Annotated in this window: 27 protein-coding genes and 1 pseudogene; 9 read left to right on the top strand and 19 right to left on the bottom strand. The window is 76.5% G+C overall.

From position 1 onward, the window contains the following. Window positions 1–23 precede the first annotated feature (23 nt). The 10 genes and pseudogenes from ACI780_RS08415 to rimP form a co-directional block, all read right to left on the bottom strand. Entirely contained in the window at window positions 24–1,328 is a 1,305-nt protein-coding gene (locus ACI780_RS08415; RefSeq protein ID WP_456870514.1) for an MATE family efflux transporter, read from the bottom strand. Next, window positions 1,325–2,320, bottom strand: coding sequence for a DHH family phosphoesterase (locus ACI780_RS08410; protein WP_456870513.1), 996 nt, complete (start codon window positions 2,318–2,320; stop codon window positions 1,325–1,327). Before ACI780_RS08410 ends, ACI780_RS08415 begins: the two co-directional genes overlap by 4 nt. 4 nt (window positions 2,321–2,324) lie before the next feature. Then, complete coding sequence (locus ACI780_RS08405) at window positions 2,325–2,570, bottom strand: hypothetical protein (protein WP_456870512.1); 246 nt, start codon at window positions 2,568–2,570, stop codon at window positions 2,325–2,327. After that, entirely contained in the window at window positions 2,567–3,076 is a 510-nt protein-coding gene (rbfA, locus tag ACI780_RS08400) for a 30S ribosome-binding factor RbfA (RefSeq protein ID WP_456870511.1), read from the bottom strand. Before rbfA ends, ACI780_RS08405 begins: the two co-directional genes overlap by 4 nt. A 67-nt stretch (window positions 3,077–3,143) precedes the next feature. Beyond that, a complete protein-coding gene (locus tag ACI780_RS08395) occupies window positions 3,144–3,458 on the bottom strand; it encodes a DUF503 domain-containing protein (RefSeq protein WP_456870510.1) in 315 nt (104 codons plus the stop codon). 25 nt (window positions 3,459–3,483) lie between these two features. Next, window positions 3,484–5,316 (bottom strand): translation initiation factor IF-2, encoded by a 1,833-nt coding sequence (infB, locus tag ACI780_RS08390; protein WP_456870526.1) that lies wholly within the window; start codon window positions 5,314–5,316, stop codon window positions 3,484–3,486. 1,044 nt (window positions 5,317–6,360) lie between these two features. Further along, window positions 6,361–6,504 (bottom strand): annotated as a pseudogene (locus ACI780_RS08385) (translation initiation factor IF-2 N-terminal domain-containing protein); the annotation flags it as partial. A gap of 69 nt (window positions 6,505–6,573) precedes the next feature. Further along, on the bottom strand, window positions 6,574–6,948 hold the full coding sequence (locus ACI780_RS08380) for a YlxR family protein (protein ID WP_456870525.1): 375 nt from the start codon (window positions 6,946–6,948) through the stop codon (window positions 6,574–6,576). A 41-nt stretch (window positions 6,949–6,989) separates the two neighbouring features. Further along, on the bottom strand, window positions 6,990–8,123 hold the full coding sequence (gene nusA / locus ACI780_RS08375; protein ID WP_457002147.1) for a transcription termination factor NusA: 1,134 nt from the start codon (window positions 8,121–8,123) through the stop codon (window positions 6,990–6,992). After that, window positions 8,120–8,779, bottom strand: coding sequence for a ribosome maturation factor RimP (gene rimP / locus ACI780_RS08370; RefSeq protein ID WP_457002145.1), 660 nt, complete (start codon window positions 8,777–8,779; stop codon window positions 8,120–8,122). Before rimP ends, nusA begins: the two co-directional genes overlap by 4 nt. Window positions 8,780–9,011: 232 nt before the next feature. Here rimP and ACI780_RS08365 point away from each other — a divergent pair, with 232 nt between their 5' ends. Beyond that, window positions 9,012–9,500 carry a hypothetical protein gene (locus tag ACI780_RS08365; protein ID WP_457002143.1) on the top strand — a complete coding sequence of 163 codons (489 nt, stop codon included), beginning with the start codon at window positions 9,012–9,014 and terminating at the stop codon, window positions 9,498–9,500. Window positions 9,501–9,527: 27 nt separating this feature from the next. Further along, window positions 9,528–9,980 carry a ferritin-like domain-containing protein gene (locus tag ACI780_RS08360; RefSeq protein ID WP_457002141.1) on the top strand — a complete coding sequence of 151 codons (453 nt, stop codon included), beginning with the start codon at window positions 9,528–9,530 and terminating at the stop codon, window positions 9,978–9,980. Here the strand turns inward: ACI780_RS08360 and ACI780_RS08355 are convergent. Genes ACI780_RS08355 through dxr form a run of 5 tightly spaced genes read right to left on the bottom strand, consistent with a single transcriptional unit; the run spans window position 9,977 to window position 16,565 of the window. Further along, window positions 9,977–11,872 carry a penicillin-binding transpeptidase domain-containing protein gene (locus ACI780_RS08355; protein ID WP_457002139.1) on the bottom strand — a complete coding sequence of 632 codons (1,896 nt, stop codon included), beginning with the start codon at window positions 11,870–11,872 and terminating at the stop codon, window positions 9,977–9,979. The genes ACI780_RS08360 and ACI780_RS08355 overlap by 4 nt on opposite strands. Window positions 11,873–11,914: 42 nt before the next feature. Next, window positions 11,915–12,766, bottom strand: a complete 852-nt coding sequence (locus ACI780_RS08350) for a GNAT family N-acetyltransferase (RefSeq protein ID WP_457002137.1) — start codon at window positions 12,764–12,766, stop codon at window positions 11,915–11,917. Window positions 12,767–12,781: 15 nt separating this feature from the next. Then, complete coding sequence (gene ispG, locus ACI780_RS08345) at window positions 12,782–13,942, bottom strand: flavodoxin-dependent (E)-4-hydroxy-3-methylbut-2-enyl-diphosphate synthase (RefSeq protein WP_456870503.1); 1,161 nt, start codon at window positions 13,940–13,942, stop codon at window positions 12,782–12,784. Window positions 13,943–13,983: 41 nt separating this feature from the next. Continuing rightward, window positions 13,984–15,339 carry a M50 family metallopeptidase gene (locus ACI780_RS08340; protein WP_457002164.1) on the bottom strand — a complete coding sequence of 452 codons (1,356 nt, stop codon included), beginning with the start codon at window positions 15,337–15,339 and terminating at the stop codon, window positions 13,984–13,986. A gap of 23 nt (window positions 15,340–15,362) precedes the next feature. Next, on the bottom strand, window positions 15,363–16,565 hold the full coding sequence (gene dxr / locus ACI780_RS08335; RefSeq protein WP_456870502.1) for a 1-deoxy-D-xylulose-5-phosphate reductoisomerase: 1,203 nt from the start codon (window positions 16,563–16,565) through the stop codon (window positions 15,363–15,365). Window positions 16,566–16,726: 161 nt separating this feature from the next. Between dxr and ACI780_RS08330 the strand changes: the two genes are divergently transcribed. The 4 genes from ACI780_RS08330 to ACI780_RS08315 all read left to right on the top strand — a co-directional run bounded on the left by ACI780_RS08330 (window position 16,727) and on the right by ACI780_RS08315 (window position 20,007). Continuing rightward, complete coding sequence (locus tag ACI780_RS08330) at window positions 16,727–17,683, top strand: hypothetical protein (protein ID WP_456870501.1); 957 nt, start codon at window positions 16,727–16,729, stop codon at window positions 17,681–17,683. A gap of 2 nt (window positions 17,684–17,685) precedes the next feature. Continuing rightward, on the top strand, window positions 17,686–18,663 hold the full coding sequence (locus tag ACI780_RS08325; protein WP_457002134.1) for an LCP family protein: 978 nt from the start codon (window positions 17,686–17,688) through the stop codon (window positions 18,661–18,663). 56 nt (window positions 18,664–18,719) lie between these two features. Further along, entirely contained in the window at window positions 18,720–19,040 is a 321-nt protein-coding gene (locus ACI780_RS08320) for a DUF2631 domain-containing protein (RefSeq protein ID WP_456870499.1), read from the top strand. 73 nt (window positions 19,041–19,113) lie between these two features. After that, window positions 19,114–20,007: an IS982 family transposase gene (locus ACI780_RS08315; RefSeq protein WP_457002132.1), complete on the top strand. Its 894-nt coding sequence runs from the start codon at window positions 19,114–19,116 to the stop codon at window positions 20,005–20,007. A gap of 84 nt (window positions 20,008–20,091) precedes the next feature. Here the strand turns inward: ACI780_RS08315 and ACI780_RS08310 are convergent, their stop codons facing one another. The 3 genes from ACI780_RS08310 to ACI780_RS08300 form a co-directional block, all read right to left on the bottom strand. Then, complete coding sequence (locus ACI780_RS08310; RefSeq protein ID WP_456870498.1) at window positions 20,092–20,808, bottom strand: VIT1/CCC1 transporter family protein; 717 nt, start codon at window positions 20,806–20,808, stop codon at window positions 20,092–20,094. Further along, window positions 20,805–21,980, bottom strand: a complete 1,176-nt coding sequence (rlmN, locus tag ACI780_RS08305) for a 23S rRNA (adenine(2503)-C(2))-methyltransferase RlmN (protein WP_457002130.1) — start codon at window positions 21,978–21,980, stop codon at window positions 20,805–20,807. Before rlmN ends, ACI780_RS08310 begins: the two co-directional genes overlap by 4 nt. 62 nt (window positions 21,981–22,042) lie before the next feature. Next, window positions 22,043–23,230 (bottom strand): hypothetical protein, encoded by a 1,188-nt coding sequence (locus ACI780_RS08300; RefSeq protein WP_457002128.1) that lies wholly within the window; start codon window positions 23,228–23,230, stop codon window positions 22,043–22,045. 105 nt (window positions 23,231–23,335) lie between these two features. On the opposite strand from ACI780_RS08300, the gene ACI780_RS08295 reads away from it, so the two are divergent. The 3 genes from ACI780_RS08295 to ACI780_RS08285 are packed head-to-tail and all read left to right on the top strand — an operon-like array spanning window position 23,336 to window position 25,878. Then, a complete protein-coding gene (locus ACI780_RS08295; RefSeq protein ID WP_457002126.1) occupies window positions 23,336–23,977 on the top strand; it encodes a TrmH family RNA methyltransferase in 642 nt (213 codons plus the stop codon). Between the two features lie 45 nt (window positions 23,978–24,022). Then, a complete protein-coding gene (locus ACI780_RS08290) occupies window positions 24,023–24,787 on the top strand; it encodes a polyphosphate kinase 2 family protein (protein WP_457002124.1) in 765 nt (254 codons plus the stop codon). Beyond that, complete coding sequence (locus tag ACI780_RS08285; protein ID WP_457002122.1) at window positions 24,784–25,878, top strand: GNAT family N-acetyltransferase; 1,095 nt, start codon at window positions 24,784–24,786, stop codon at window positions 25,876–25,878. Before ACI780_RS08290 ends, ACI780_RS08285 begins: the two co-directional genes overlap by 4 nt. Here the strand turns inward: ACI780_RS08285 and ACI780_RS08280 are convergent. After that, window positions 25,842–26,978, bottom strand: coding sequence for a phosphatidate cytidylyltransferase (locus ACI780_RS08280; protein WP_457002120.1), 1,137 nt, complete (start codon window positions 26,976–26,978; stop codon window positions 25,842–25,844). The two genes, ACI780_RS08285 and ACI780_RS08280, sit on opposite strands and share 37 nt — an antisense overlap. Window positions 26,979–26,981: the final 3 nt, after the last annotated feature.

Here is a 26,981-nt window from a genome sequence, read left to right as displayed (position 1 = left end):
CGGAGCGTCTTCGCGGGGTGAGCTCATGTCCCCACCGTCGCAGGTGCCGAGAGCCACCGGTCCCCCGCCACCCGGACCAGGACCGCGACCAGCCGCAGCGCGATGAACGCCGTCAGCCCGGTCCACACGCCGGCCAGGCCCCAGCCGAGCGGGCCGGACAGCAGCGACAGCGGGAGGAACCCGACCAGCGCGGCCCCGACGGTGACGGTGCGCAGGTAGGCGACGTCGCCGGCGCCCATGAGGACGCCGTCGAGGGCGAACACGACGCCGGCCAGCGGCTGGAACCCGGCGAGGAACCACCAGACCAGCTCGGCCTGCGCGCGCACCGCGGGGTCGCCGGTGAACAGCGGGACGAGCAGCTCCCGGCCGGCCAGCAGGAGGGCGGCGACGAGGACGCCGGTGCCCAGGCCCCACAGCGTCACCCGCCGGGCGACGGCGCGGGCCTCGCCGGGGCGCCCGGCGCCGAGGGCGTGCCCGACCAGCGTCTGCGCGGCGATGGCGTAGGCGTCGAGGACCAGCGCGAGGAAGAGGAACAGCTGCAGGGCGATCTGGTGGGCGCCGAGCTGGGCCTGCCCGGCGCGGGCGGCGACGCCGGCCGCGACGAGGAAGGCCAGCTGCAGCACGGTGGCCCGCAGCAGCAGGTCGCGGCCCAGGACCAGCTGGGCCCGGACGGCGGCCGGCCGGAACCGCCGGTCGGCACCCTCGCGCAGCAGCGCCCGCACGAACAGCGCCGCCGTCAGCGACTGGCCGGCGACGTTGGCCACCGCCGACCCCGGCAGCCCCAGCCCGGCGGGGTGCACGAGCAGCGGGCACAGCACCAGGCTGAGCAGGCTGCCGGCCAGCACGAAGCGCACCGGCCGACGCAGGTCCTGCACCCCGCGCAGCCAGCCGTTGCCGGCCAGGGACACCAGCAGCAGCGGCGCGCCGCAGCCGGCGATGCGCAGCCACTGCTCCCCCGCGGCGGCCACCTCGCCGGGCCCGCCGGCCAGCGCGCGGGTCAGCGGCCCGGCGAGGACCTGGAAGAGCACGACGACGGCGGCGCCGAGCAGCAGCGCCAGCCAGGTGGCCTGCACGCCCTCGGCGACGGCGCCGGCGCGGTCCCCCGCCCCGGCGCGACGGGCGGCGCGGGCGGTGGTGCCGTAGGCGAGGAAGTTGAGCAGCGCCGCGGCCCAGGCCAGCAGCCCGCCGCCGACGGCGAGCCCGCCCAGCGCCACGGTGCCCAGGTTGCCGACGACGGCCGTGTCGACGAGCAGGTACAGCGGCTCGGCCGCCAGCACCACCAGTGCCGGCGCCGCCAGCGCGAGGACCGAGGGCCGGCGCGCGGTCACGCCCCGAGCTGCGCGCGCAGTGCCGCGATCGAGCCCCCGAGGTCCAGCCGCGAGGTGTAGCCGGCCGCGGCCCGGTGCCCGCCCCCGCCCAGCGCCATCGCGACGCGCGCGACGTCGGTGCCCCCGCGGGAGCGCAGCGACACCGACCACGTGCCGTCGTCCTGGCCCTTGAGCACGCAGGCGACGTCGGCCTCCGCGGTCGTGCGCACGACGTCGACCAGCGCCTCCAGCTGCTCGCCGGGCAGGCCGTGCTCGGCCGCCTCCGCGCTGCTGGACCAGGTCCACACCAGGCCGCCGCCGACCTCGCGCTCGAGCACCGCGCGGCCGGTCACCGCCGAGAGCAGCCGCAGCCAGCCGAAGGGGGCGGTGTCGAACAGCCGACGGCTGATCGCCGCGTGGTCGATGCCGGTGGCCAGCAGCCGGGCGGCCAGCGCGTGCGTCTCCGGGCGGGTGCTGCCGAAGCGGAAGGAGCCGGTGTCGGCGGCCAGGCCGGCGTAGAGCAGCGTCGCGAGCTGGGCGTCGAGGTCGACGCCGAGCGCGTCGAGCAGGCCAGCGACCAGGACGACGGTCGCCGGTGCCGCCGGGTCGACCAGCCGCACGTCGCCGAAGCCGGGGTTGCTGGCGTGGTGGTCGAGCACCACGGAGGTCCCGGCCCGCTCCAGCAGCGGCGCGAGCTCGCCGAGCCGGGCCGGGGAGGCGGCGTCGAGGCTGACGAAGACGTCCGGGACGGGGTCGACGGCCGTGGACGGCAGCAGCCCCTCGGCGCCCGGCAGCCAGCCCAGGGAGGCCGGCAGCGCGTGCCGGCCCGGGAAGGTCGGGACCACGCGCGCGCCGCGCCGGCGCAGCCCCTCGGCGAGGGCGAGGGTGCTGCCCAGCGCGTCGGCGTCGGGCTGCACGTGCCCGGAGAGCACGACGGTCGCCCCGGTGTCGGCGGCCGCGGCCAGCACCGCCTCCGGGGTGCCGACCGCCGGGTGCGTGGGGGTGGCGGTCACGCGCTCAGGCGTCCGGACCGGGGTCGGCGACCGGGGCGGCGTCGGTGTCCTCGGTGACCAGGCCGCCGCCGGGGGGCAGCGGGGGGCCGCCGTCGTCGGGCTCGTCCTCGGCGATGCTGGGGACCGCGCCGATCTGCCCGGTGCGGCCGCCGTCGGTGGGGTCGCCGGCGTCGGGCTGGGCGCGCCCGCCGAGCTCCGAGCGGCCCAGGCCCTCGTCGGGCAGGTGCGGATCGGGGTCGTTCTCGCTCACGAGGCGTTCCTGCTCTGCTCGGGCGGGACCTCGCCGGCCTCGGCGCTCTCGGCGTCGGGGGCCTCGGCACCGGCGGTCTCGTCGTCGGCCTCGGGGTGCCGGTAGGGGTCGGCGTCCCCCGCGTAGGTGGCGTGCTCGCGCAGCCGGGCCAGCTCGGCGTCGGCGTGCCGGACCCGCTCGAGTGCCTCGTCGAGCTCCCGGGCGGTGTCGGGCACGTGGTCGGCGACGAAGGCCAGCGTCGGCACGAACTTGATGCCGGTCTGCCGGCCGACGGTGGAGCGCAGCACGCCGGTGGCGCTGGCGAGGGCACGCGCGGAGTCGGCGGCCTGGGTCGCGTCGCCGTACACGGTGTAGAAGACTGTGGCCTCGCGCAGGTCGCTGGTGACCCGGGCGTCGGTCACCGTGACCATGCCCAGCCGCGGGTCCTTGATCTGCGACTCGATGGCCGACGAGACGATCTGGCGGATGCGCACCGCGAGCTTGCGGGCGCGGGCGGGATCGGCCACGGCGGACCTCCGGGGATCGGGGGCGCGCGGAGGCGCGCCCTGGTCGGGCAGGGGTGGGCGGGGGCGGCTAGTCGTCGGTGTCGGAGAACAGCTGCCGGTGCGTCGACAGCAGGGTCACCTCCGGCCGCTCGGCCAGCAACCGCTCGCAGGCGTCGAGGACGTCGGTCACCTGACCGGCGTCCCCCGCGACCGTGGCGACGCCGACCTGCACGCGCCGGTGCAGGTCGACGTCGCCCACCTCGGCCGCGGCCACGGCGAAGCGGCGCCGCAGCTCGGCCACGATCGGCCGGACCAGGGCGCGCTTGCCCTTGAGCGAGTGGACGTCGCCCAGCAGCAGGTCGGCGGTCAGCGACCCGGTGAACACCAGGTGCTCCTCCCTCACTGCTGCCGGGCGACGTCCCCGTGCGTCAGGCGCGCGGCTTCTCGCGGACCTCGAAGGTCTCGATGACGTCCTCGACCTTGATGTCGTTGAACGACCCCAGGCCGATGCCGCACTCGTAGCCCTCGCGGACCTCGGTGACGTCGTCCTTGAACCGGCGCAGCGACTCGACGGTGAGGTTGTCGGCGACGACGACCCCGTCACGGACCAGCCGGGCCTTGGAGTTCCGGTTGATCGTGCCGCTGCGGACGATGGAGCCCGCGACGTTGCCGATGCGCGGCACGCGGAAGACCTCGCGGACCTCGGCGGTGCCGAGCGCGACCTCCTCGTACTCCGGCTTGAGCATGCCCTTGAGGGCCGCCTCGATCTCCTCGATCGCCTGGTAGATGACCGAGTAGTACCGGACGTCGATGCCCTCGCGGTTGGCGAGCTCGGTGGCCTGGCCCTCGGCCCGGACGTTGAAGCCCAGGACGATGACGTCGTCGGCCAGCGCCAGGTCGATGTCGCTCTTGGTGATCGACCCGACGCCGCGGTGGATGACCCGCAGCGAGACGTCGTCGCTCACCTCGATCTTCATCAGCGCCTCCTCGAGCGCCTCCACGGTGCCCGAGTTGTCGCCCTTGATGATCAGGTTGAGCTGGCGGTTCTCCTTGAGCGCGGCGTCGAGGTCCTCGAGGCTGATCCGCTTGCGCATCGAGGCGTTCTGCGCGTTGCGGATGCGGGCCTGCCGCCGGTCGGCGATCTGCCGGGCGACGCGGTCCTCCTCGACGACGAGGAAGGTGTCACCGGCACGCGGCACCGAGGTGAGGCCGACGACCTGCACGGGGCGGGCCGGCGAGGCCTCCTTCAGCTTGTTGCCGTACTCGTCGAGCAGCGACCGGACGCGGCCGTAGGCGTCGCCGGCCACGATCGAGTCGCCGACGCGCAGCGTGCCGCGCTGGACGAGCACCGTGGCGACGGGGCCGCGGCCCTTGTCCAGCTTGCCCTCGATGACCACGCCCTGCGGGTCCTGCTCGGCGTTGGCGCGCAGGTCCAGCGAGGCGTCGGCGGTCAGCAGGATCGCCGCGAGCAGGTCGTCGATGCCCTGCCGGGTGGTCGCGGAGACGTCGACGAACATCGTGTCGCCGCCGTACTCCTCGGCCACCAGGCCGTACTCGGTGAGCTGCTGGCGGATCTTGGCGGGGTTGGCCCCCTCCTTGTCCACCTTGTTGACCGCGACCACGATCGGCACCGCGGCGGCCTGGGCGTGGTTGAGCGCCTCGACCGTCTGCGGCATGACGCCGTCGTCGGCGGCCACGACCAGGACGACGATGTCGGTCACCTTCGCCCCACGGGCACGCATCGCGGTGAACGACTCGTGACCCGGGGTGTCGATGAAGGTGATCGGGCGCTCCTCGCCCTCCAGCTCGGTGAGCACCTGGTAGGCGCCGATGTGCTGGGTGATGCCGCCGGCCTCCCGCGCCACCACGTTGGTGTTGCGGACGGCGTCGAGCAGCTTGGTCTTGCCGTGGTCGACGTGACCCATGACGGTGACGACCGGCGGACGGGCCACCCAGTCGTCCTCGTCGCCCTCGTCGCCGAAGGTGAGGTCGAAGGTCTCGAGGAGCTCGCGGTCCTCGTCCTCCGGCGAGACGACCTGGATGTCCCAGCCGATCTCGGCACCGAGCAGCTGCAGGGTGTCCTCGTTGACCGACTGCGTCGCGGTGACCATCTCGCCCAGGTGGAACAGGGCGGTCACCAGCGCCGCCGGCTGGGCGCCGATGCGCTCGGCCAGGTCGGTCAGCGACGCGCCGCGGGGCAGGCGGACGACCTGCCCGTTGCCGCGGGGCAGGCTGACGCCGCCCATGCTGGGCGCGGCCATCTGGTCGAACTCCTGGCGCCGCTGCTTCTTGCTCTTGCGCCCGCGGACGGGACCGCGCCCGCCCGGACGGCCGAAGGCACCCGCGGTGCCGGCACCGGAGCCACCGCGGCCACGGCCGCGACCGCCACCGCCGCTGCGGAACCCGCCGGCCGGCGCGCCGCCGCCGCCACCGGGGCCACCGCCACCGGGACGGAAGCCACCGCCACCACCCGGGGCACCCGGGCGGCCACGGCCGCCGGGACCACCGGGACCACCGCCGGGACGGCCGGCACCGGCCGGACGCGGCGGCATCATGCCCGGCGAGGGCCGGGGCGGCATCATGCCCGGGTTGGGCCGGGGACCACCCGGACCGGCCGCGGGACGCGGGCCACCGGCACCGGGACCCGGACGCGGGCCACCGGGACGGGGACCACCGGCGCCGGGCGCGGGGCGCGGACCGCCGGCACCGGGACCCGGACGCGGGCCACCGGCCGCCGGACCCGGGCGCGGGCCGGCCGCAGCCGGACGCGGCGCGCTGCTGAAGGGGTTGTTGCCCGGCCGCGGAGCCGGGCGGGGACCCGGACGCGGACCGGCACCCGGGGCGCCCGGAGCGGCGGCGGGACCGCCGGGACGGGGAGCGCCGGGAGCCGCCGGACGCGGGGCGGCCGGACGGGCCGGACCGGGGACGGGGCCACCGGCCGGACGCTGCGCCGGCGCACCCGGACGCGGGGCGCCGGGAGCCGCCGGACGCGGACCCTGCGGCGCGGCCGGCTGCTGCACCGGAGCACTGGCCGCCGGAGCGCTGGCCGCCGGGGCGCTGGCGGCCGGCGCCTGGGGCGCGACCGGTCGCGGACCGGGGGTCGGGGCACCGGGACGCGGCGCACCCGGGCGCGGGCCCGGGGTCTGGCCGACCGACGGAGCGGGCGCCGCCGGAGCGGCGGGCGCCTGCGCGGCGGGCTGCGGCGCGGACGGGCGCGGGGCGGCCGGGCGGGCCGCGGGAGCCGCGCTCCCGTTGCCGCCGTTGCCACCGCCGTTGCCACCGCCGGTCGCGGCGCCGAGGGCCTCCCGCAGCCGCCGGGCCACGGGGGCCTCGACGGTGGAGGAGGCGGACTTCACGAACTCGCCCTGCTCCTTGAGCTTGGCGAGCACGGTCTTGCTGTCGACCCCGAACTCCTTGGCGAGTTCGTGGACGCGGGCTTTGCCTGGCACGGATCTCCTCTGGTGAGGCCGGCGGCTCGCCCGCGCGACCTCGTCGTCAGTGGTGCATGGTCTGGCTTGTCATCGTGGGGACTTCACGGCTGACTCATCCGACGACGTCCTGCTCTCGACGTGCGGACCGGCCGGGTGCCGGTCCGTCTGGGGTGCGGTCTGTCGTTCGTTCGGTGTCGCCCGTCCCGGGTCGTGGTCCCCCTGCGCCGCGGCGCCGAGGACGTGGGCCCGGAGCGGACCGGCCTCCACCGCGGCGCCGCCTCCGGGGAGGCGCAGCGCCCGGGGGAAGGCCCGGCGTCGCTCCGCTGCGTGCAGGCACTCCGGGGTGGGGTGCAGGGACGCTCCCCGGCCGGGGAGCCTCCTCCGCGGATCGGGCACGAGGGTCCCGGACCGGTGGACGACACGCAGCAGGTCGGTGACCGGAGCGCGCTTCCGGCAGCCCACACAGGTGCGCACCGGGATCGACGTTTCGGCCACCCGTCATCCTAGCGCGCGGCGGGCCCCCGTTGTTCCGGGCGCCGGGCACCGGGGCGCAGGCCCCCTCCGCCGGGGGACGGACGGCCGCCGGCGGCGCCGGCGCGCACCGGCGGCGGACCCGAGCGCAGCGGCGGGCGCCCCACCCCGGGCGAGGGCGCCGCGTCGTCGGCCTGGGCGTCGCTGCGGATGTCGATGCGGCAGCCGGTCAGCCGGGCGGCCAGGCGGGCGTTCTGCCCCTCCTTGCCGATGGCCAGCGACAGCTGGTAGTCGGGGACGACGACGCGCACCGCCTTGGCCTTGGGGTCGACCAGCGTCGCGCTGTTCACCCGGGCCGGGCTCAGCGCCGAGGCGACGAAGGTGGCCGGGTCGTCGGACCAGTCGACGATGTCGATCTTCTCGCCGTGCAGCTCGCTCATGACGTTGCGCACCCGCTGGCCCATCGGCCCGATGCAGGCGCCCTTGGCGTTGAGGCCGGGCACGGAGGTGCGGACGGCGATCTTCGAGCGGTGCCCGGCCTCGCGGGCGACGGCGACGATCTCGACGCTGCCGTCGGCGATCTCGGGGACCTCGAGCGCGAACAGCTTGCGCACCAGGTTCGGGTGGGTCCGCGAGACGGTCACCTGGGGGCCGCGGTAGGTGCGCGACACCGACACGACGTAGGCGCGCAGCCGGCTGCCGTGCGGGTAGCGCTCGCCGGGCACCTGCTCGGCGGCCGGGAGCACCGCCTCGACCTTGCCGATGTCGACCAGGACCGAGCCCTGGGCGTTGCGGCGGGCGTCGGCCTGGACGACGCCGCTGACGATGTCGCCCTCCTTGCCCGCGTACTCCCCGAAGGTCTGCTCGTGCTCGGCGTCGCGCAGCCGCTGGACGATCACCTGCTTGGCGGTGCTGGCCGCGATCCGGCCGAAGTCGGAGGGGGTGTCGTCCCACTCGCGCACGACCTCGCCGTCGGCGCCGAGCTCCTGGGCGAGCACCGCGACCTCGCCGCTCTTGCGGTCCACGTGCACCCGCACGTGCTTGGCGGCGCCGTCGGCGTGCCGGTAGGCGGTCACCAGCGCCGTCTCGATGGCCTCGATGACCGTGTCGGCGGGGATGCCCTTCTCCCGCTCGACCGCCTTGAGGGCGGTCACGTCGATGTTCACTGTCCTCCTCCGTCGTCGCCCTCGTCGTCGTCCGCCGGGTCGTCGTGCAGGTCGTCGTCGTGCAGGTCCTCGTCCGCCGGGTCGTCGTGCAGGTCCTCGTCGTGCAGGTCCTCGTCGTGGGCGGCGCCGTCGTCGCGGATGGGGCGGCCGAACTCGACCTGCACCCGGCCGGCGCCCAGCTGCGCCCACGGCACCTGCCGCGGGGTGGGCGGCTTGCGCTTGGCGCCGGGCTTGCCCGGCTTCTCGACGGCGAGGGTGACCCCGGCGTCGTCGACGGCGGTGACCCGCCCGGTCACCTGCTCGGCGGCGCCGGCCGGGCCGACGGTGACCGCGACCAGCCGGCCGGTGTTGCGCCGCCAGTGCCGCGGCTCGGTCAGCGGCCGGTCGACGCCGGGGCTGGTCACCTCGAGCACGTAGGGGGCGCGGCCGAGCTCGCCGTCCTCGCGGTCGAGCACGGCGGAGACGGCCCGGCTGACCTCGGCGACGTCGTCGAGGGACACGCCCTCGTCGCGGTCGACGACGACCCGGACGACGCTGCGCCGGCCGGCGGGGGTGACCACCAGCTCCTCGAGGTCGTACCCGGCGGCGGTGACGACCGGCTCGATCCAGCCGGCGAGCCTCGTCGCGGCCGGGTCCTGCTGACGCGTGGCGGACACGGGCTCCCTCCCCTCTGCACCGGTCGGAGCTCGTGCTCGGCGGACCGCACTCCCCGGGCACCGCGGCTCGGCGGCGCGCACGCGCGGCCGCTGACGGCGACGTACCCGGGAGGGAGTCAGGCTACCGCTCCCCCGCGGCACCGGTCCCGGCCGCTCCGGGGCGGGACACCGCGACCGCCGACCCGCCCGTCGCTGTCCGCGACGCGACCGGGCGCCTGGGAGGATGGCCGCGATGTCGACCTCCTCCCCCGCCGGGTTCTCCCGGCGCCGGCTGCTGGCCGGCGCCACCGGACTGGCGCTGCTGGCGGCCGGGTGCACCTCCGGCGAGGACGGCGGCGGATCCGCCGGCGAGGCCGCGCGGTCCGCCGAGCAGGACGACCGGCTGGCCGGCCAGGTGCCCGTGCAGGAGGCGGTGGTGGCCGCCTACGACGCCGCCGTGGCCGCCGACCCGGCGCTCGGCGGCCGGGTGACTCCCCTCGCCGCGCAGGCCCGCGAGCAGCTCGACCGGCTGCGGGAGGCGGCACCCGCCGCGACCGCCCCGCCGACGGCACCCGCGCCCGCGCCCCCGGCCGGTGCGGACCCGCTGGGCTGGCTGCGCGAGCAGGTCGCCGCCGCCGCGGCCTCCCACGCCGACGCGTGCCTGGACGCCTCGGGCGCGCGGGCGGCGCTGCTGGGGTCGGTGGCGGCCGGCCTGCGCGGTCACGAGGCCGCGCTGGTGTGAGGGCTGCTCTGGTGAGGAGGCACCGACGTGACCGCTGACGGGACGGAGACCGGCGGGGAGGACCGCGCCCTGCGGGAGGCCCTGGCCGCCGAGCACGCGTCGGTGTGGGGCTACGGCGTCGTCGGCGCGGCGCTGCCGCCGGCGGGGCGCGCGCCGGCGGTGGACGGGGAGCAGGCCCACCGCGACGTCCGCGACCGGCTGGCCGCGCTGCTCGACGAGCGCGACGCCGACCCGGTGCCGGCCGAGGCGGGCTACGAGCTGCCCTTCCCGGTGCTGTCGCCGGTCGACGCCGCCGCGCTCGGCGCCGTCCTCGAGGAGGGCGTCTCGGCGAGCTGGGTGGCGCTGCTCGACGCCGCGGAGGACACCGGCGTCCGCCGGCTGGCCCTCGACGCGCTCGTGGCCGCGGAGGTCCGCGCCGTCGCCTGGCGCGCCGCGGCCGGCCGGCCGGAGACCACCGCGGCGCTGCCCGGAATCTCCTAGCCCAGGGCGCCGAGGAAGGCGTCGGTGACGGCGACGGCGGTGCTGCTGGACTGCCCGCCCTCGACCAGCACCGCGAACGCGACGTCGCCCTGCGGGCCGGCGAGCTGGTAGCCCACGAACCAGCCGTGCGCGTCGGGCGGGGTGTTGCTGCCGAACTCCGCGGTGCCGGTCTTCCCGTACACCTCGCCGCGGTCGGCGAGCTCCCGCGCGGTGCCGCCGAGGACCACCTGGCGCATCAGCGGCCGGAGCTGGTCGAGCACCGCCGGGGCCGGGCCGGCCGGGGCGGGACCGGCCGGCTCGGCGCCCACCACCTCGACGGGGACGGCCGGGGTCCCGGCCGCGACACCGGCGGCCACCAGCGCCATCTGGACCGGGCTCATCAGCACCTGACCCTGACCGATGGCGTCGGCCGCCTTGGTCGTGCCGGTGGAGTCCGACGGGACGCTGCCGGAGAACAGCTCGACGGGGAGCTGCCAGTCGCTGCCGACGCCGTAGGAGGCGGCCGCGGCGGCCAGCGCGTCGTCGGGCAGCTGCAGGGCGGCCTCGATGAAGGTCGTGTTGCAGGACTGGGCGAAGGCCTCGGTGAACGGCACGGTGCCGAGGTCGAACTGGTCCTGGTTCTCGAACTCCCGGCCGTCGACGACCGTCGTCCCCGGGCACGGGACCGGGGTGTCGGGGGTCACCGTGCCGGCCGACAGCAGCGCCGTCGCGGTGATCGTCTTCATGCTCGAGCCGGGCGGGTACTGCCCGGTCAGCGCGTTGCCGGCCGCGGCGGCCTCGTTGGAGGAGACGGCGAGCAGCTCGCCGGTGCCCGGCCGCACGACGACCAGGTGGGTGGGCAGCGGCTGGGTGGCGACGGCGCCGTCGGCGGCCTCCTGCAGCGCGCGGACGATCGGCGTCTGCAGCGGGCTGCCGGGCACCGGCGCGACGGCGGCCACCTCGCGGCCGGGGTCGCCGGTGGCCTCGTCGGTGCTGACCACCGAGACGGTGTAGCCGGGGGTGCCGGTGAGCTGCTCCTGGAAGGCCCGCTGCAGGCCGGACAGGCCCAGCTGGTCGCCGGCGGCGTAGGCGGCGACCCCGTCGGTGGTGGTCTCCTCGATCACCTCGGCGGTGGCCTCGCCGACCCGGCCGAGCAGTGCGGCGGCGAAGCGGGGGGACGGGGCGAGCAGCCGGGTGTCGGTGGGGAAGACGGCGCCGGGGAGGTCGAACACCTGCGCGCGGATGGCCTCGAACTGCGGCCGGCGCAGGGTGATGACGGGCACGAACTGGCCGGGCGGGGCGGCCTGGACGTCGGCGGTGATCTCCTCGGCGGCGACGCCGGTGGCCGCCGACAGCGCCGAGGCGAGCGCCGGCAGGTCGGTGACCTGGGCGGTGTCGACGCCGACGTTGACCACCTCGGTGGGGGCGAACAGCGGCTGGCCGGCGGCGTCGGTGATCGCGGCGCGTTCGGGCAGCGAGCGGGTCAGCTGCAGGCGCTGCCCCTCCCCCAGCTCGGGGTGCACCAGCGCCGGCCCGGCGACGACCTCCCAGCCCTCCGCGGCCTCCCGCAGCTCGAGGGTGGCGTCGTAGGTCCAGTCCGGAGCCGCGGCGAGGTCCCAGGTGGCGGTCCAGGCGGCGGTGGCGGTGCCGTCGTCGACGGCGACGTCGCCGAGCTCGGCGGCCAGCGTGGCGCCGGGCAGGTCGGTGGCGGTCTGCTCGAGCAGTGCGGTGGTCGCGGTGGGGTCGCTGGTGCCCGCGGCGGCCGCGTCGGTGTCGCCGCCGGTCCAGTCGTCGAGGAAGGCCTGGGCGGCGGCGCGGACGTCGTCCTCGGAGCTGCCCGAGCAGGCCGTGAGGACGGCTGCGGACAGGAGGGTGAGGACCGTGCCGAGGACCGCCGTGCGTCGTGCTGCCACGTCGGCACACCCTGTCAGACGGTGACGACGATCCGCGGGAGGCTAGAAGAGGACGCTGGCGTAGCAGCCGACCTCGGCGAACCCGACGCGGCGGTACACCGCGCGGGCCGGGGCGTTGTAGTCGTTCACGTAGAGGCTGACGACGGGGGCGATCGCGGTCCGCGCGTACTCGACGACGGCGGCCATCCCGGCCGCGCCGATCCCGCGGCCCCGCACCTCCGGCGCGGTCCACACGCCCTGCACCTGGCAGGCCGCGCGCGACACCGCCCCGATCTCGGCCTTGAACAGCACCCGGCCGTCCTCGATCCAGGCCAGCGACTGCCCGGCGCGCACCAGGTCCTCGACCCGCGCGCGGTAGCCGGCGCCGCCGTCGACCCGCAGCGGGCTGACCCCGACCTCCTCGGTGAACATGGCCACCGCGGCGGGCAGCAGCACGTCGACCTCGGACGGGCGGACCGGCCGCACCCGCGGCTCGGGGACGACGGCCGGCGGGCCCTCGATGGCCAGCAGCGGCTGCCGGGGCCGGTGGTCGCGGGCCGGCCCCCAGGAGGGCTCGAGCTGCTCCCACAGCGGGTCGACGGCGGCGGCCGGGCCGACGATCGTCGAGCAGCGCCGCCCGGCCCGCCGGGCCCGCTCGGCGAAGGCGGTGGCGGCGGCCCGCTCGGCGCCGGGGACGGCGAACGGGATCAGGTTGGCCCCGGCCAGGCAGACCGCGTCGAGGCTGCGGCTGCTGCCAATGCCCCACAGCGGCGCGCCGAGCGCCGTCGGGGCGGTGCCGACCGCCTCCACCCGGCCGGCGAGCACGCAGGCCGCGACCGGGTCGGCGGCCAGCAGGCGGCGGACGGCCGCCTCGTCGCCCTCGTCGAGGACGCGGGCGGTCGGTGAGCGGAGCACGGGCGGAGCGGGAGGTCAGCCGACGCTGACGACCGGCGGGCCGGAGGCGACGCCGTCGTCGAGCTGCTCGCCGGCGAGCCGCATGGCCTCCTCGATGAGCGTCTCGACGATCTGCGACTCGGGCACGGTCTTGATGACCTCGCCCTTGACGAAGATCTGGCCCTTGCCGTTGCCGGAGGCCACACCGAGGTCGGCCTCGCGGGCCTCGCCGGGGCCGTTGACGACGCAGCCCATGACGGCCACCCGCAGCGGCACCTCCATGCCCTCGAGCCCGGCGGTGACCTCGTCGGCGAGCTTGTAGACGTCGACCTGGGCGCGGCCGCACGACGGGCAGCTGACGATCTCCAGCCCACGCTGCCTGAGGTTGAGCGACTCGAGGATCTGGTTGCCGACCTTGACCTCCTCCGCGGGCGGCGCGGAGAGGGAGACGCGGATGGTGTCGCCGATGCCCTGGCTGAGCAGGGCGCCGAAGGCGACGGCGGACTTGATGGTGCCCTGGAAGGCGGGGCCGGCCTCGGTGACGCCGAGGTGCAGCGGGTAGTCGCACTGCGCGGCGAGCAGCTCGTAGGCGCGCACCATGACGACGGGGTCGTTGTGCTTGACCGAGATCTTGATGTCGCGGAAGTCGTGCTCCTCGAACAGCGAGCACTCCCACAGCGCCGACTCGACCAGCGCCTCGGGCGTGGCCCTGCCGTACTTGGCCAGCAGCCGCTTGTCCAGCGAGCCGGCGTTGACGCCGATGCGGATCGGGATGCCGGCCGCCTTGGCCGCCCTGGCGATGTCGCCGACCTTGTCGTCGAACTTCTTGATGTTGCCGGGGTTCACGCGCACGGCGGCGCAGCCGGCGTCGATCGCGGCGAAGACGTAGCGCGGCTGGAAGTGGATGTCGGCGATGACCGGGATCTGCGACTTGCGGGCGATGACCGGCAGCGCCTCGGCGTCGTCGGTGTCGGGGACGGCGACGCGCACGATCTGGCAGCCCGACGCGGTGAGCTCGGCGATCTGCTGCAGCGTGGCGTTGACGTCGGCGGTCTTCGTCGTCGTCATCGACTGCACGCTGACGGGGTGGTCGCTGCCGACGCCGACGTCGCCCACCATGAGCTGGCGGGTCTTGCGCCGGGGCGCGAGGACGGGCGGGGGCAGTGCGGGCATGCCGAGACCGACGGAGGTCGCCATGACCCCGAGTATCCCCGCTGCGGCGGGAGGAGCGCCGACGCCTACCGGAGTGTGATCGGGTTGACGACGTCGGCGACGAGCAGCAGCCCCGACAGGGCGATGAACAGCCCGGCGACGACGTAGGCGACCGGCATCAGGCGGGCGATGTCGAACGGGCCGGGGTCGGGCCGGCCGCGCAGTCGGGCGACGACGGAGCGGGCCTTCTCGTACAGCGCCCCGGCCACGTGACCGCCGTCGAGCGGGTAGATCGGCAGCAGGTTGAACAGGAACAGCACGAGGTTGACGCTGGCCAGCAGGCTGAGGAAGAAGCTGAGCTTCTCCGCGCCGCTGAACTCCTGGATGGCGAAGACCTCACCGGAGATCCGGCCGACGCCGACCACGCCGATGGGCCCGTTCTCGTCGCGCTCCTCGCCCAGGAAGGCCGCGCGGAACAGCTGGGGGACCTTCTCGGGGATCTCGACCAGCCGCTGCACCGACTGGCTGACCACCGTGCCGAAGTAGCCGGGCAGGTCGGCGACGGACTGGCGGGCGAAGCCGACCACCGGGCCGACGCCGAGGTAGCCGGCGGTCACCGTGCCGTCCTCGGTGGCGATGACGTTCTCGATCGGGGTGACGGTCAGGTCGCGGCGCTCGCCGTCGCGCTCGACGACGAGGTCCAGCGGCTCCCCCGCCGAGCCGCGGATCGCCGACTGCACCACCGTCCAGCTGTCGTGGGCGGTGGGGTCGACCGGCTGCCCGTCGATGGCGACGATCGTGTCGCCCGGCCGCAGGCCCGCCTCGGCCGCGGGGCTGGGCACCGGGCGGGCGCAGTTCGCGCTGCCCTCCTCGCAGACCTGCCCGGCGTCGGCGCCGCTGGTGACGATCGGGATGTCGCAGACGTCGCTGCGGTCGGCCTCGGCGACGGCGATGCTCTCGGCCCCGGCCGGCACGACGCACGCGGGGACGGTCTGCACCTGGGTGGTGATGACGTTCGTGCCGATCGCGGTGAGCGTGATCGTGAAGAACAGGACGGCCAGGACCAGGTTGTGCAGCGGCCCGGCGGCCATGACGACCACGCGCTGCCACCAGGGCTTGGCGTAGAAGACCCGGCCGGCGTCGCTGGGCAGGACGTCGTTGAGCGCCTGGCCGCGCACCTCGGCGATGAAGCTGCGCATCCGGGTGGCGCGCGTGCTCTCGCCCTCCTCGGCCGGCGGGATCATGCCGACGATGCGGACGTAGCCGCCCAGCGGGATGGCCTTGATGCCGTACTCGGTCTCGCCCCGGCGCCGGGAGAAGACCGTCGGCCCGAACCCGACCATGAACTGCGGCACCCGCATGCCGAACTTCCGCGCCCACCAGAAGTGCCCGGCCTCGTGGAAGGCGATGGAGGCGAGCAGCCCGACGGCGAACGCGACGATCCCGAGGACCGTCAGGAGGGTGCTCAGCTCTGACCTCCGACGAGGGCGGCGCGGGCGTGCTGCCGGGCCCAGCGCTCGGCGGCCAGCACGTCGTCCACGCAGGTGGGGGCGCCGAGGTCCGGCGCGTCGTCGAGCGTACGCGCGACCAGGCCCACGACGTCCGGGAAACGCAGCCGGCCGGCGAGGAACGCCGCGACCGCCTCCTCGTTGGCGGCGTTGAACACCGCCGGGACGACGCCGCCGGCCTCCCCCGCGGCGCGCGCCAGCCGGACGGCGGGGAACGCGTCGTCGTCCAGCGGCGCGAACTCCCACGTGCTCGCCGTCGACCAGTCGAGGGCCGGCTGCACGTGCGGCAGCCGGTCGGGCCAGGCCAGGGCCAGCGCGATCGGCAGCCGCATGTCCGGCGGGCTGGCCTGGGCGAGGGTGGCGCCGTCGGTGAAGGTGACCATCGAGTGCACGATCGACTGCGGGTGCACCACGACGTCGATGTCGGCGTAGGGGACGCCGAAGAGCAGGTGCGCCTCGATGAGCTCCAGGCCCTTGTTGACCAGGGTCGCGGAGTTGATCGTCACGACCGGGCCCATGTCCCACGTCGGGTGCGCCAGCGCCTGGTCGGGCGTGACGTCGGCGAGGTCGGCGGCGTCGCGGCCGCGGAACGGCCCGCCGCTGGCGGTGAGCACCAGCCGGGCCACCTCGTCGGGCCGCCCGCCGCGCAGGCACTGGGCCAGCGCCGAGTGCTCGGAGTCGACCGGCACCAGCTGGCCGGGCGCGGCCGCGGCGGTGACCAGGTCGCCGCCGGCGACCAGCGACTCCTTGTTGGCCAGGGCGACGACGGTGCCGGCCCGGAGCGCCGCGAGCGTGGGGCCCAGGCCGATCGAGCCGGTGATGCCGTTGAGGACGACGTCGGCGGGGCGGGCGGCCAGCTCCTCGGCCGCCCGCGGGCCGGCGAGGATCTCCGGCAGCGCGTACTCGCCCTTCGCCCACCCGCGCCGCGACGCCGCCGCGTAGAACGCCAGCTGCAGGTCCTGGGCCGCCGTCGCGCGGGCGACGGCCACGGTGCGCACGCCGAGGGTGAGGGCCTGCTCGGCCAGCCGGGCGACGTCCCCGCCGCCGGCGGCCAGCGCGGTGATCCGCAGCCGGTCGGGGTTCTGCCCGGCGACCGCGATCGCCTGCCGGCCGATCGAGCCGGTGGAGCCCAGCACGGTCACCTCGCGCGGCTCGCTCATGCGGTGATCCTGCCAACCCCGTCCCAGGAGCGGTATCAGGCCCCAGGGGACTCATCTGCCCCTCCTGCCCCCGATTGATCACTCCGGTACAGCGCGGCGTGTGTCTGCCGATGTAGCTGTTGACGGCCCGACCGCCCGGGCCACAGACCCAGGAGGGCCTCATGTCCCGCGTGTCCCCGCTCCGCCTCTGCACCGTCGCAGGGCTCGCCGTCGGCACCGCCGCGGCCGGTCTCGCGTTCGCGCCCGCGGCCCTCGCCGTCCCCGTCGACGGCTCCCTCCCGCCCCTCGAGGGCTCCGGCACGGCCGTCATCGGCCAGCCCTACCTGCTGACCGGCACCGACTGCGTCGCCCCCGAGGGCGAGCAGGCCATCGTCTACGTGGACTTCCTCAAGGCGGCGGACGTCGAGACCTCCCCCGACACCGCCGAGCCGGTGCTCAGCCTCGAGGGGCCGGTGGACGCTGAGGGCACCTGGACGGCCACGGCGCTGTTCTCGACCGCCGCGGCCCCCGGCGAGTACGTCGTCTGGGCCACCTGCGAGCCGTACGCGGAGGTCGCGGACTACTACCCCGACTTCTCCTTCACCCTCGAGGCCGCGCCGGCCGCCACCCCCACCGCCGAGCCGACCACCCCGGCCAAGCCGACCGTCGCGCCGACCGGCCAGATCCGCGGCACCGCGGCCAACACCCCCGGTGTGGCCAGCCCCGACAGCGGCGGCGCGACCGGCGACACCGCCGCCCCCGGCCAGAAGGTCGTGAAGATCCTCAGCGGCTTCAAGCCGGGCGAGAAGGTCACCGTGACCCTGCACTCCGCCCCGCAGACGGTCGCCACCGCCACCGCCGACACCCGCGGCTACGTCCGCGTCGAGTTCACCCTGCCCGCCGGCACCCCGGCCGGTGCGCACACGCTGGTCTACGAGGGCGACCAGGGCACCTACTTCCAGGAGGCCTTCACCGTGGCCGCCGCCGCGGGCTCCGGCTCCGGTGACCACCTGGCCTACACCGGCGCCAGCATCGCGCTGCCGCTGGGCCTGGGCGCCGGCGCCCTGGCGCTGGGTGGTGGCCTGGTGCTCGTCACCCGCCGCCGCTCGGCGCAGGCCGCGGAGGCCGCGCAGGTCTGAGCATGACCGCACCGCACGACACCGACGCCGGCCAGGGCTCCCCTGGCCGGCGTCGGCCGCGTTCCGGACGGCGGAGGTGGCCCAGGGTCGCCCTCGCCGTCCTCGTGCTGCTGCTCGCCGTCGTGGGCGCCGACGCCGCCGTCCTCGCCGGCCGGGTCGGCGAGGTCGACGTCGACCTGGCCGCGGACGACTCCGACGGCCGCACCTGGGTCCTGGTCGGCCTGGACTCCCGGGCCCGCCTCCCCGAGGGCGCCGACCCGCGCGACTTCGGCACCGAGGAGGCCGTGCCGGGCAGCCGGGCCGACGTGGTCCTGGTGGTCCACCAGACCGACGCGGGCACCACGGTCACCTCGGTCCCGCGCGACCTCGTCGTCCGCGTCCACGGGCGCCCCGGGCGCCTCGCACTGACGTGGCTCGACAGCCCGCAGACCACCGTGGCCGCACTGTGCGGCCTCGGCATCCCCACCGACCACCTGGCCGGCGTGGACCTCGCCGGCTTCGCCGCGGTGGTCGACGCCGCCGGCGGGCTGGAGGTCGACGTCCCCGAGCCCGTCCGCGACCAGCCGGCCGGCCTGCTGCTGGAACGCGCCGGCCGCCAGCGCGTCGACGGCGCCACCGCACTCGCCCTCGTCCGCTCCCGCCACCCCGAGCACCTCGTCGACGGCGCCTGGGTGCCCGCGCCGGTCGACCCCGACGGCCGCGCCGGCGCGGCGGGCAGCGTCCTGGCCGCCCTGACCGAGCAGGTGCAGCGGGCCCTGGCCGCGCCGTGGCGGCTGCAGTCGGTGGCCTGGGCCGCCTCCGGCGCCCTCACCGTCGACCCCGGGACCTCCGTCGCCGACCTGGCGTCCCTGGCCCGGGCCGACGTCGGCCCGGTCACCGTCCTGCCGGCCGGCGAGCCGGAGGGCGGCACGCTGGCCCGCGAGGCGACGGCGGGGACGCACGCCACCGTGGCCGCCGCCGGGCTGTCCTGCGACGGCTGACGACCCGCCGTCCCCTCGGCCGGTGCGACGCGGGGGCGGCTGGCAGGATGGGGACCGTGAGCGAGCTGCACCGCGCCCGGATCGCGCAGGACAACCCCGCCACGGCGCGGGTCAACCAGCCCAACCGCGAGGAGGGCGTCGTCCGGGCCGGGGCACACCCGATCGAGGAGGAGCGCCCCGAGGACTGGGGCTGGCACGCCCGCGCCGGCAAGTGGGCGCAGATCGTCGGCTGGGTGATGACCCTGGCGATCCTGTCCTACCTGTGGGGCAACCACGAGGCCCGCATGGAGGACCTGTGGCTGCTGGCCATCGCCGCGATCATGGCCGGCATGCTGCTGTGGGACCTGCGCCGCAAGCGCACCGCCTGGCGCCCCTAGACGAGTAAGTCCGAACGGCCGGGAGGGTCGAAGGGCGCTGTAGACGCGGGCGGAGGGTGTTCAGGCTCGGGTTGTGACGACCGACCTCAACACCCTCCTGACCGCACTCTACGTCCGCATCGACGACCACCTGAGCCCTCGTGTGCGCGCCGGACGCCGCCCGCGGCTGACCGACTCCGAGCTGCTCACCCTGGCCGTGGCCCAAGCGCTGCTCGGCGTGCCCTCCGAGGCCCGCTGGCTGCGGCTGGTGCCCGCCGCGCTGCCCGGCGCCTTTCCGTACCTGCCCGGCCAGTCGGGCTACAACAAGCGGCTGCGCTCGGCGTTGCCGCTGCTCAAGCGCCTGATCCGGGAGCTCGCCGCCGACACCGACCTGTGGGCCGACCCGGTGTGGCTGGTCGACTCCACGGCGGTCGAGTGCGCCCGCTCCCGGCCGACCGTGGCCCGCTCGGACCTGGCCGGCATCGCCGGCTACGGCTACTGCCCGTCCCATTCGCGCTGGTTCTGGGGACTGCGGCTGCACCTGATCTGCACGCCGGCCGGGCTGCCGATCACCTGGGCACTGGCCACCCCGACGATCGACGAGCGCCAGGTGCTGCTGTGCGTGCTCGACGGCGACGCCGACCTGCTCGCCGCCCGGCCGGGGCTGCTGCTGATCGCGGACAAGGGCTATGTCTCCGCCGAGCTCGACGACTACCTGCACGCCCGCGGCGCGGACCTGCTGCGGCCCTCCTACCGCAACCGCGCACCCCGGCCCGGGCAGGCGCTGCTCGCGCCGATCCGGCAGCTGATCGAGTCGGTCTACGACACCCTCAAAGGCCAACTCGACCTGGAACTACACGGCGGTCGCAGCCTGACCGGGGTGGCCACTCGCGTCGCCCAGCGGCTGCTGGCGCTCACCGCCGCCATCTGGCACAACCGCGCCACCGGACAGCCGATCACCCGATCCCTGATCGCCTACGACCACTGATTGGGTTCGGACTTACTCATCTAGTCGGCCCCCTCCAGGGCACCGCCGCGAGCCTGCGAGCGGTGGGGAGGAGGGGGTCCTTCGTCACGTCGCCGCAGTGACCCCGATGGCCGCGCCGACGGCGTAGGTGATCCCCGCGGCCAGCGCGCCGAACAGCAGCTGGCGCCCGCCCGCGTACCACCACGGCCGCGGGGTGAAGCGCGCGGACAGCGCCCCGGCGGTGAACAGGCCGATCCCGCCGGCCAGCAGCGCCACCCACAGCAGCGAGAACCCGAGCAGGTAGGGCAGCAGCGGGACCACCGCACCGGTGGCGAAGGTGAGGAACGAGGAGACCGCCGCCGTCCGCGGGGAGGGCTTGTCACTCGGGCTGAGCCCGAGCTCGGCGACCACGTGCAGCCGCAGGGCGACGTCGGGGTCGCGGTGCAGCTGCACGGCCACCTGCCGCGCCAGGCCGGGGTCCACCCCGCGGACCCGCATCATCTCCACCAGCTCGGCAAGCTCACCGCCGGGGTTGCGCTCGAGCTCGCGCCGCTCCTTCTCCACCTCGAGGTCGAGCTGCTCGTTCTGGGTGCGCACCGAGGTGTACTCCCCCAGCGCCATCGAGATGGCGCCGGCGACCAGGCTCGCCACCCCGGAGAGCACGATCGCGCGCGAGGAGGCGCCGCCGCCGCCGACGCCGGCGACCAGCGCGGTGTTGGTGACCAGCCCGTCCATCGCGCCGAAGACGGCGGCCCGCAGCCACCCGCCCGAGACGTCGGCGTGGCTGTGCTCGTGGGCCTCGGCCGGGGCCTCCGAGGTCACTCGTCCGCCTCGGCGCCCAGCTCCACCGGCGGCTCGAGGGACGGCGCGGGCACGGCCACGGCGGGGACGCCCTCGACCCGGTCGGCGGCGGCCAGCTGCCCGCAGGCGCCGTCGATGTCCTGCCCGCGGGTGTCGCGGACCGTCGTCGGCACCCCGGCGGCGCGCAGCCGGGCCACGAACTCCCGCTGCGCGGGCAGCGGGCTGGCGTCCCACGGGCTGCCCGGCGTCGGGTTGAGCGGGATGAGGTTCACGTGGGCGCGCTTCCCGGCCAGCAGCCGGCCGAGCAGGTCGGCCCGCTCGGGCTGGTCGTTGACGTCGCGGATGAGCGCGTACTCCACCGAGTAGCGGCGGCCGGTGCGGGCGGCGTAGGCGTCGGCGGCGTCGACGACCTCGCCCACCTTCCACCGGGTGTTGATCGGCACGAGGGTGTCGCGCAGCTCGTCGTCGGGCGCGTGCAGGCTGACCGCGAGGGTGACCGCGAGGCCCTCCTCGGTGAGCTTCCGGATGGCCGGGACGACGCCGACCGTGGAGACGGTCACCGACCGCTGGGACAGGCCCAGGCCGTGCGGTGCCGGCGTCACGAGCGCGTCGAGGGTCCGGCGGACCCGGGCGTAGTTGGCCAGCGGCTCTCCCATGCCCATGAAGACGACGTTGGACAGCCGTCCCGGCCCGCCGGGGACCTCCCCGTTCGCCATCGCCGCGGCCGCCGCGACCGCCTGGCCGATGATCTCCGCCGCCGAGAGGTTCCGGGTCAGCCCGTTCTGGCCGGTGGCGCAGAAGGGGCAGGCCATGCCGCAGCCGGCCTGGCTGGAGATGCACACGGTGGCCCGGTCGGGATAGCGCATGAGCACGCTCTCTACCAGCGCGCCGTCGTGCAGCCGCCACAGCGTCTTGCGCGTGCGGCCGCCGTCGGCGCTCAGGGTGCGCACGGGCGTCAGCAGCCCGGGCAGCAGCGTCCCGGCGAGGCTGTCGCGCGCGGCGGCGGGCAGGTCGGTCATCTCCGCCGGGTCGGTGACCCCGCGGAAGAAGTGCCGGGCCAGCTGGTCGGCGCGGAAGGCCGGCTGCCCGAGCTCGGTGACGGCGGCACGCGCCTCCTCGCGGGTGAGGTCGGCGAGGTGGCGCGGCGGCTTGCCCCGGCGGGGGGCGTCGAAGACGAGCGGCAGGGCAGTCATGGCCCTCCCATGGTCCCACCCGCGTGCCGCCCGTGGGCCCGCCCGCCGGTGAGGTGGCTCGCTCAGGCCCCCGGCTGCCCGGCGTCGGTCGGGGTGGCCACCGGCGCGGGCTCGGCCTGCCCGCCGTCGGGCTCCGGCGGGTCGGTCGGTCCCTCCGGGTCCTCCGGCTCGGTGGTGTCGTCGACCGGCGGCGGGACCGGCGGGTCGGGGGTGATCGGCGGCGGCGGGGCCGACGGGGACGTCGGCGTCGGCTCGGGCTCGGGGGACGGCGTCCCGCCGGGGGCCGGCCGCGGACCCGGCCCGCTGCCGATCGAACCCGTGCCGATCGAGGTCGGCGCGGCCGGCTGCTGCGGGAGGACGGGCGACGGCTCGGGCGCCGCGGACGGGGCGGCCGCGGGCGGCGGCGCCGGCGCGGCGACGGGCACGGGCGCGGGCGGGGTGGCGGGAGGCGTCGCGGCGAGGACGGGCTCCGGCTCTCGGGTCGGCACCGGGGCCGGGGAGGGCGGCTGCTCGGCCACCGTCGGTGCCGGGACGTCGGTCGTCGGCGCGGCCGCGACGGCGTCGCCGATGCCGGTGTCCCGGGGTGTGGGGGCCGCCCTGCTGGGCGTGGGTCCCGCACTCGGTGAGGCCTGCACGGCGGCCGACGGCGCCGTCCCGGACGAGGACCGCTCCACCAGGGCCGCGCCCACGATGCCGCCGATCGCGAACAGGCAGGCCAGGACGGCGACCCCCAGCCGGCGGCGGGGCCGCTCCCGCGGGCGGACGACGACCCGCGGCGGCACGGTCCCGGTGTCGGTCGCGTCCGGCCAGGAGAGATCGGCGAACGCCGGTGGGACGGCGACCTCCTCGGGGACGGCGGCCTCCTCGGAGGCGCCGGTCTCCTCCGGGGCGTCGGTCTCCTCGTAGGCGGCGAGCTCCTCGAGGTCTGCCTCCGGCTCGGGGTCCTCCGCCGGCTCGGGGTCCTCCGCCGGCTCGGGGACCTCCGCCGGCTCGGGGACCTCGGTGTCGACCTCGGCGGGGACCTCGGCAGGGACCTCCTCCCCCGTGGCGGGGTCGGCCGGGAGAGCCGCCTCCGCGGGACCCCCCGCCTCGGGCTCCGGCTCCGCGGGCTCCGTCAGCCACTCGGGCAGCCAGTCCTGCCACTCCTCCACCGCCGACGGCAGCGGAGCCCCCGGCGCCGTCTCCTGGTCGGCGGCGGTCCCGGCTCCGTCCGGGACCTCCGGCACCTCGTCGTCCTGCTGTGCCGTCATCCCACCTCGCCGTAACGCATCGTCATTCAGAGATCACCCGGAGGAGTCATCGTGCCGGACGGACGCGGCCGGGTGCCGGAGGCGCGGCCAGCTAGCGTCGGGGAGGTGAGTCACGCCGAGGAGGCGCCCGTCCCGCTCGACAGCGTCGGGGTGGGCCCGTGGGAGGGTCCCTGGCCCGAGGACCCCCGCTACGACCCGGAGCTCCTGGCCGCCGGCGACCGGCGCAACGTCGTCGACCGGTACCGCTACTGGACCGTCGAGGCGATCGTGGCCGACCTCGACCCGCGGCGGCACGACTTCCACGTCGCCATCGAGAACTGGCGGCACGACCTCAACATCGGCACGGTCGTGCGCACCGCGAACGCGTTCCTCGCCGCCGAGGTGCACGTCGTCGGCCGTCGCCGCTGGAACCGCCGCGGCGCGATGGTCACCGACCGCTACCTCTCGGTGCGCCACCACCCCGACGCCGCGGCGCTGGGTGCCTGGGCGGGCGACGCCGGCCTGCCGGTCCTCGCCGTCGACAACCTGCCCGGCGCCCGGCCACTGGAGACGGCGGAGCTGCCGCGGGCGTGCGTGCTGCTGTTCGGCCAGGAGGGCACCGGGCTGTCGGAGGAGGCCCGGGGGGTGGCCGGCGACGTGCTGTCCATCGCCCAGTTCGGGTCGACCCGCTCGATCAACGCCGGCGTCGCGGCGGGCATCGCGATGCACGCGTGGATCCGGCAGCACGCCGACCTCGGGGCCGGCTGAGGCTCCCGCGTGCCGACCCCGGCCCGGTGGGCCAGGCTCGGCGGGGTGAGCCGACTCGACGACGTCGACCTGTCCGCGCAGCTGTCGAAGAAGGACGGCAAGCAGCAGCTCGCCGAGGCCCAGCAGCGCCTGGTGCACCTGCGCCTCCTGCTCGGCGGGCAGATCGGGTCCGGGGAGCTCGGCCCGCCGCTGTGCGTGCTCTTCGAGGGTTGGGACGCCTCGGGCAAGGGCGGGGCGATCAAGCGGCTGGTCGACGAGCTCGACCCGCGGCACGTGCGGGTCGCCCAGTTCGCCGCCCCCTCCTACGACGAGAAGCGGCACCACTTCCTGTGGCGCTTCTGGCCGGTGCTGCCCGGCTGGGGCGGCATGGCCGTGCTCGACCGCACCTGGTACGGCCGCGTGCTCGTGGAACGGGTCGAGGGCTTCGCCACCGACGAGCAGTGGCAACGCGCCTACCAGGAGATCGTCGACCTGGAGACCACGCTGGCGGCCGAGGGCACCGTGCTGGTCAAGTTCTGGATGCACGTCTCCCCCGAGGAGCAGCTGCGCCGCTTCGAGTCCCGCCGCGACGACCCCTACCGCGCGTGGAAGCTCACCGACGAGGACTGGCGCAACCGCGAGAAGCGGGAGGCCTACGAGGACGCCGTCGAGGAGATGCTCGAGCGCACCGACCACCCGGGCGGGCGCTGGACGGTCGTGCCGGCCGACGACAAGCGCTACGCGCGGGTCGCCGTCGTCCGCACGGTGTGCGAGGCGATCGAGTCGGCGCTGGCCGCCCGCGGCGTCGACCCGGACGCCCCGGTGGCGTGAGCACGCTCGTCCACCTCTGCACGCCGGCCGACTGGCGGGCCGCGCTCGACGCCGGGGCGCTGCGGCCACCCGGCCCGGTCGTGCACCTCTGGCACCCCGGGCAGGTGCACCTGCCCGCCGCGCGGCTGCACCCCGGTCGGCGCGACCTCGTGCTGCTCGTCGTCGACCCCGCCCGGCTGCCGGACCCGGTGCGGGAGGAGCCCGGCGCCGACGGCACGCGCTCCCCGCGGTTCCACGGGCCGCTCCCGACGAGCGCGGTGGTCGCCGTCGTGCCGTACCGGCCGCCGGCCGAGCCCGTGCTCCCGGCGCCGGACGACGCGCTGGGCCGGGCGGGAGCGCTGTCGCTGTCGGTGCGGACACGTCGGGCCGCCGAGGTGCGCGACGTCGCCGGCGGCGTCGCGGTGCTCGACCGGCAGTTCCCGCACTCCTACGACGACAACCGGCTGGTGCTCGGGGAACCGGTCGACGCCGAGACGATCGCCCGGACCGCCGTCGAGGTGGGCCTGCCGCACCCCGCCGCGACGCTGACCTGGAACGGCGCCGGCGAGGTCGCCGCCCGGCTGGCCGGGCGCGGGTGGCAGGCGGAGGAGCTGCTGGTCATGGCCCGCTCACCGGCCCCCGGGCTGCCCGGCGCCGAGCGCGCCGAGGTGGTCGACCAGCGGGTGGTGCACCCGCTGTGGGAGGCCTCGTGGCGCCGCTCCCTGGCCGGGGCGCCCGACCTCGACGAGGTCGTCGCGCAGCTCGTCGGCCGGGAGCACCGCACCGGGCGGGTGGTGGCGGTGCACGACGTCGTCGTGCGGACCGACGGCCGGGTGGTGGCGGCCGGCCAGCTCCGGGTGGACGGCGCCACGGCGGCCGTCGAGTCGGTGATGACCGACCCGGAGGCTCGCGGCCGCGGGCACGCCGACGCGGTGCTCGCGCGGGCCCTGGAGCTGGCCGCCGGCGCCGGGTGCGACCTGGTCGTGCTGGAGGCCGACGCCGCGGACTGGCCGCGCCACTGGTACGCGCGGCGCGGCTTCGCCGTCGTCGGCTCGGTCTGGGACGTGACCGGCCCTCAGCCTGCAGGTGCCACCCAGGACAGCAGCAGGTAGGCCACCGCGGCCGAGGGCAGCAGGCTGTCGAGGCGGTCCATGATCCCGCCGTGGCCGGGCAGCAGGGTGCCCATGTCCTTGATGCCGAGGTCGCGCTTGATCAGGGACTCGCCGAGGTCGCCGACCGTGGCGGTGACCGCCAGGGCGACCCCGAGGAGCACGCCACCCCACCAGGGCCCGTCGAGGGCGAGGGTGACTATCGGGGTGGCGACGGCGACGCAGGCCACGATCGACCCGCCCATCCCCTCCCAGGACTTCTTCGGGCTGACCGACGGCGCCATCGGGTGCCGGCCGAACAGCACGCCGGCGGTGTACCCGCCGACGTCGTTGCCGACGACGGTGGCGATGAAGGCGAGCACCCGCGCCGCGCCGTCGTCGGGCACCAGCAGCAGCACGCAGAAGCCGGCGAGCAGCGGCACGTACAGGGCGACGAAGACGCCGGTGGTGGCGTCGCGGAGGTAGTCCTCGGGCCCGTCGGCGAGCCGCCACAGCAGGACGGCGACCACGGTGAACAGGAACGCGGCCACCAGCCCGTCGGCCCCGCGGGTCCAGGCCAGCGCCAGCATGGCGACCGTGCCGACCAGCAGCGGCACCAGCGGGGCACGCGCGCCACCGGCCTCCAGCGCGCGGACCAGCTCGACGACGCCGACCAGGATCGCCACGCCGACGACCAGCAGGAACGCCGGCCGGTAGACCAGCAGCGAGGCGAGGATGACCGCGCCCAGCCCGAGCCCGACGGCGATGGCGGCGACCAGGTTGCGGCCGGCGCGGCTGCTCGTCGGCGGCACCAGGTCCGGCTCGGGGTCCGGCACGCCGCCCGGGCCGAGGGCGCCGTCCGCGTCGAGTCCCGTGGCCGCGCTGGCGCCGGCGGGGGCGGCCACCGGGACGGCGATCTCCTGGGTGGCCGGCGTGGGCGCCTGCGGCCGGGCGACGGGCGCGGTGGGCGGCCCGACCGGCCGGACCGGGTCGGGAGCCGGGCCGGCGCCGGGCACGACCGGCGGGGGCGGCAACGGCCCGGTGCGCCGGACGACCGGGATCGGCCCGGTGTCGGCTGCGTCGCCGGACGGGCCGGCCCCGGCGGCGTCGGGACGGGAGGTCATCGG

It is taken from the genome of Geodermatophilus sp. SYSU D00814 (assembly GCF_054050055.1).
Note: the sequence above shows the minus strand (reverse complement) of the source record. Positions and strands in the feature narration are given on the sequence as shown.

Coding starts and splice junctions, on each gene's coding strand:
- dxr (WP_456870502.1), bottom strand. CDS start 16,565: ATGAGCGAGCCGCGCGAGGTGACCGTGCTGGGCTCCACCGGCTCGATC.
- ACI780_RS08330 (WP_456870501.1), top strand. CDS start 16,727: ATGTCCCGCGTGTCCCCGCTCCGCCTCTGCACCGTCGCAGGGCTCGCC.
- ACI780_RS08280 (WP_457002120.1), bottom strand. CDS start 26,978: ATGACCTCCCGTCCCGACGCCGCCGGGGCCGGCCCGTCCGGCGACGCA.
- ACI780_RS08325 (WP_457002134.1), top strand. CDS start 17,686: ATGACCGCACCGCACGACACCGACGCCGGCCAGGGCTCCCCTGGCCGG.
- ispG (WP_456870503.1), bottom strand. CDS start 13,942: ATGGCGACCTCCGTCGGTCTCGGCATGCCCGCACTGCCCCCGCCCGTC.
- ACI780_RS08365 (WP_457002143.1), top strand. CDS start 9,012: ATGTCGACCTCCTCCCCCGCCGGGTTCTCCCGGCGCCGGCTGCTGGCC.
- ACI780_RS08300 (WP_457002128.1), bottom strand. CDS start 23,230: ATGACGGCACAGCAGGACGACGAGGTGCCGGAGGTCCCGGACGGAGCC.
- infB (WP_456870526.1), bottom strand. CDS start 5,316: ATGGCCGCGCCCAGCATGGGCGGCGTCAGCCTGCCCCGCGGCAACGGG.
- rlmN (WP_457002130.1), bottom strand. CDS start 21,980: ATGACTGCCCTGCCGCTCGTCTTCGACGCCCCCCGCCGGGGCAAGCCG.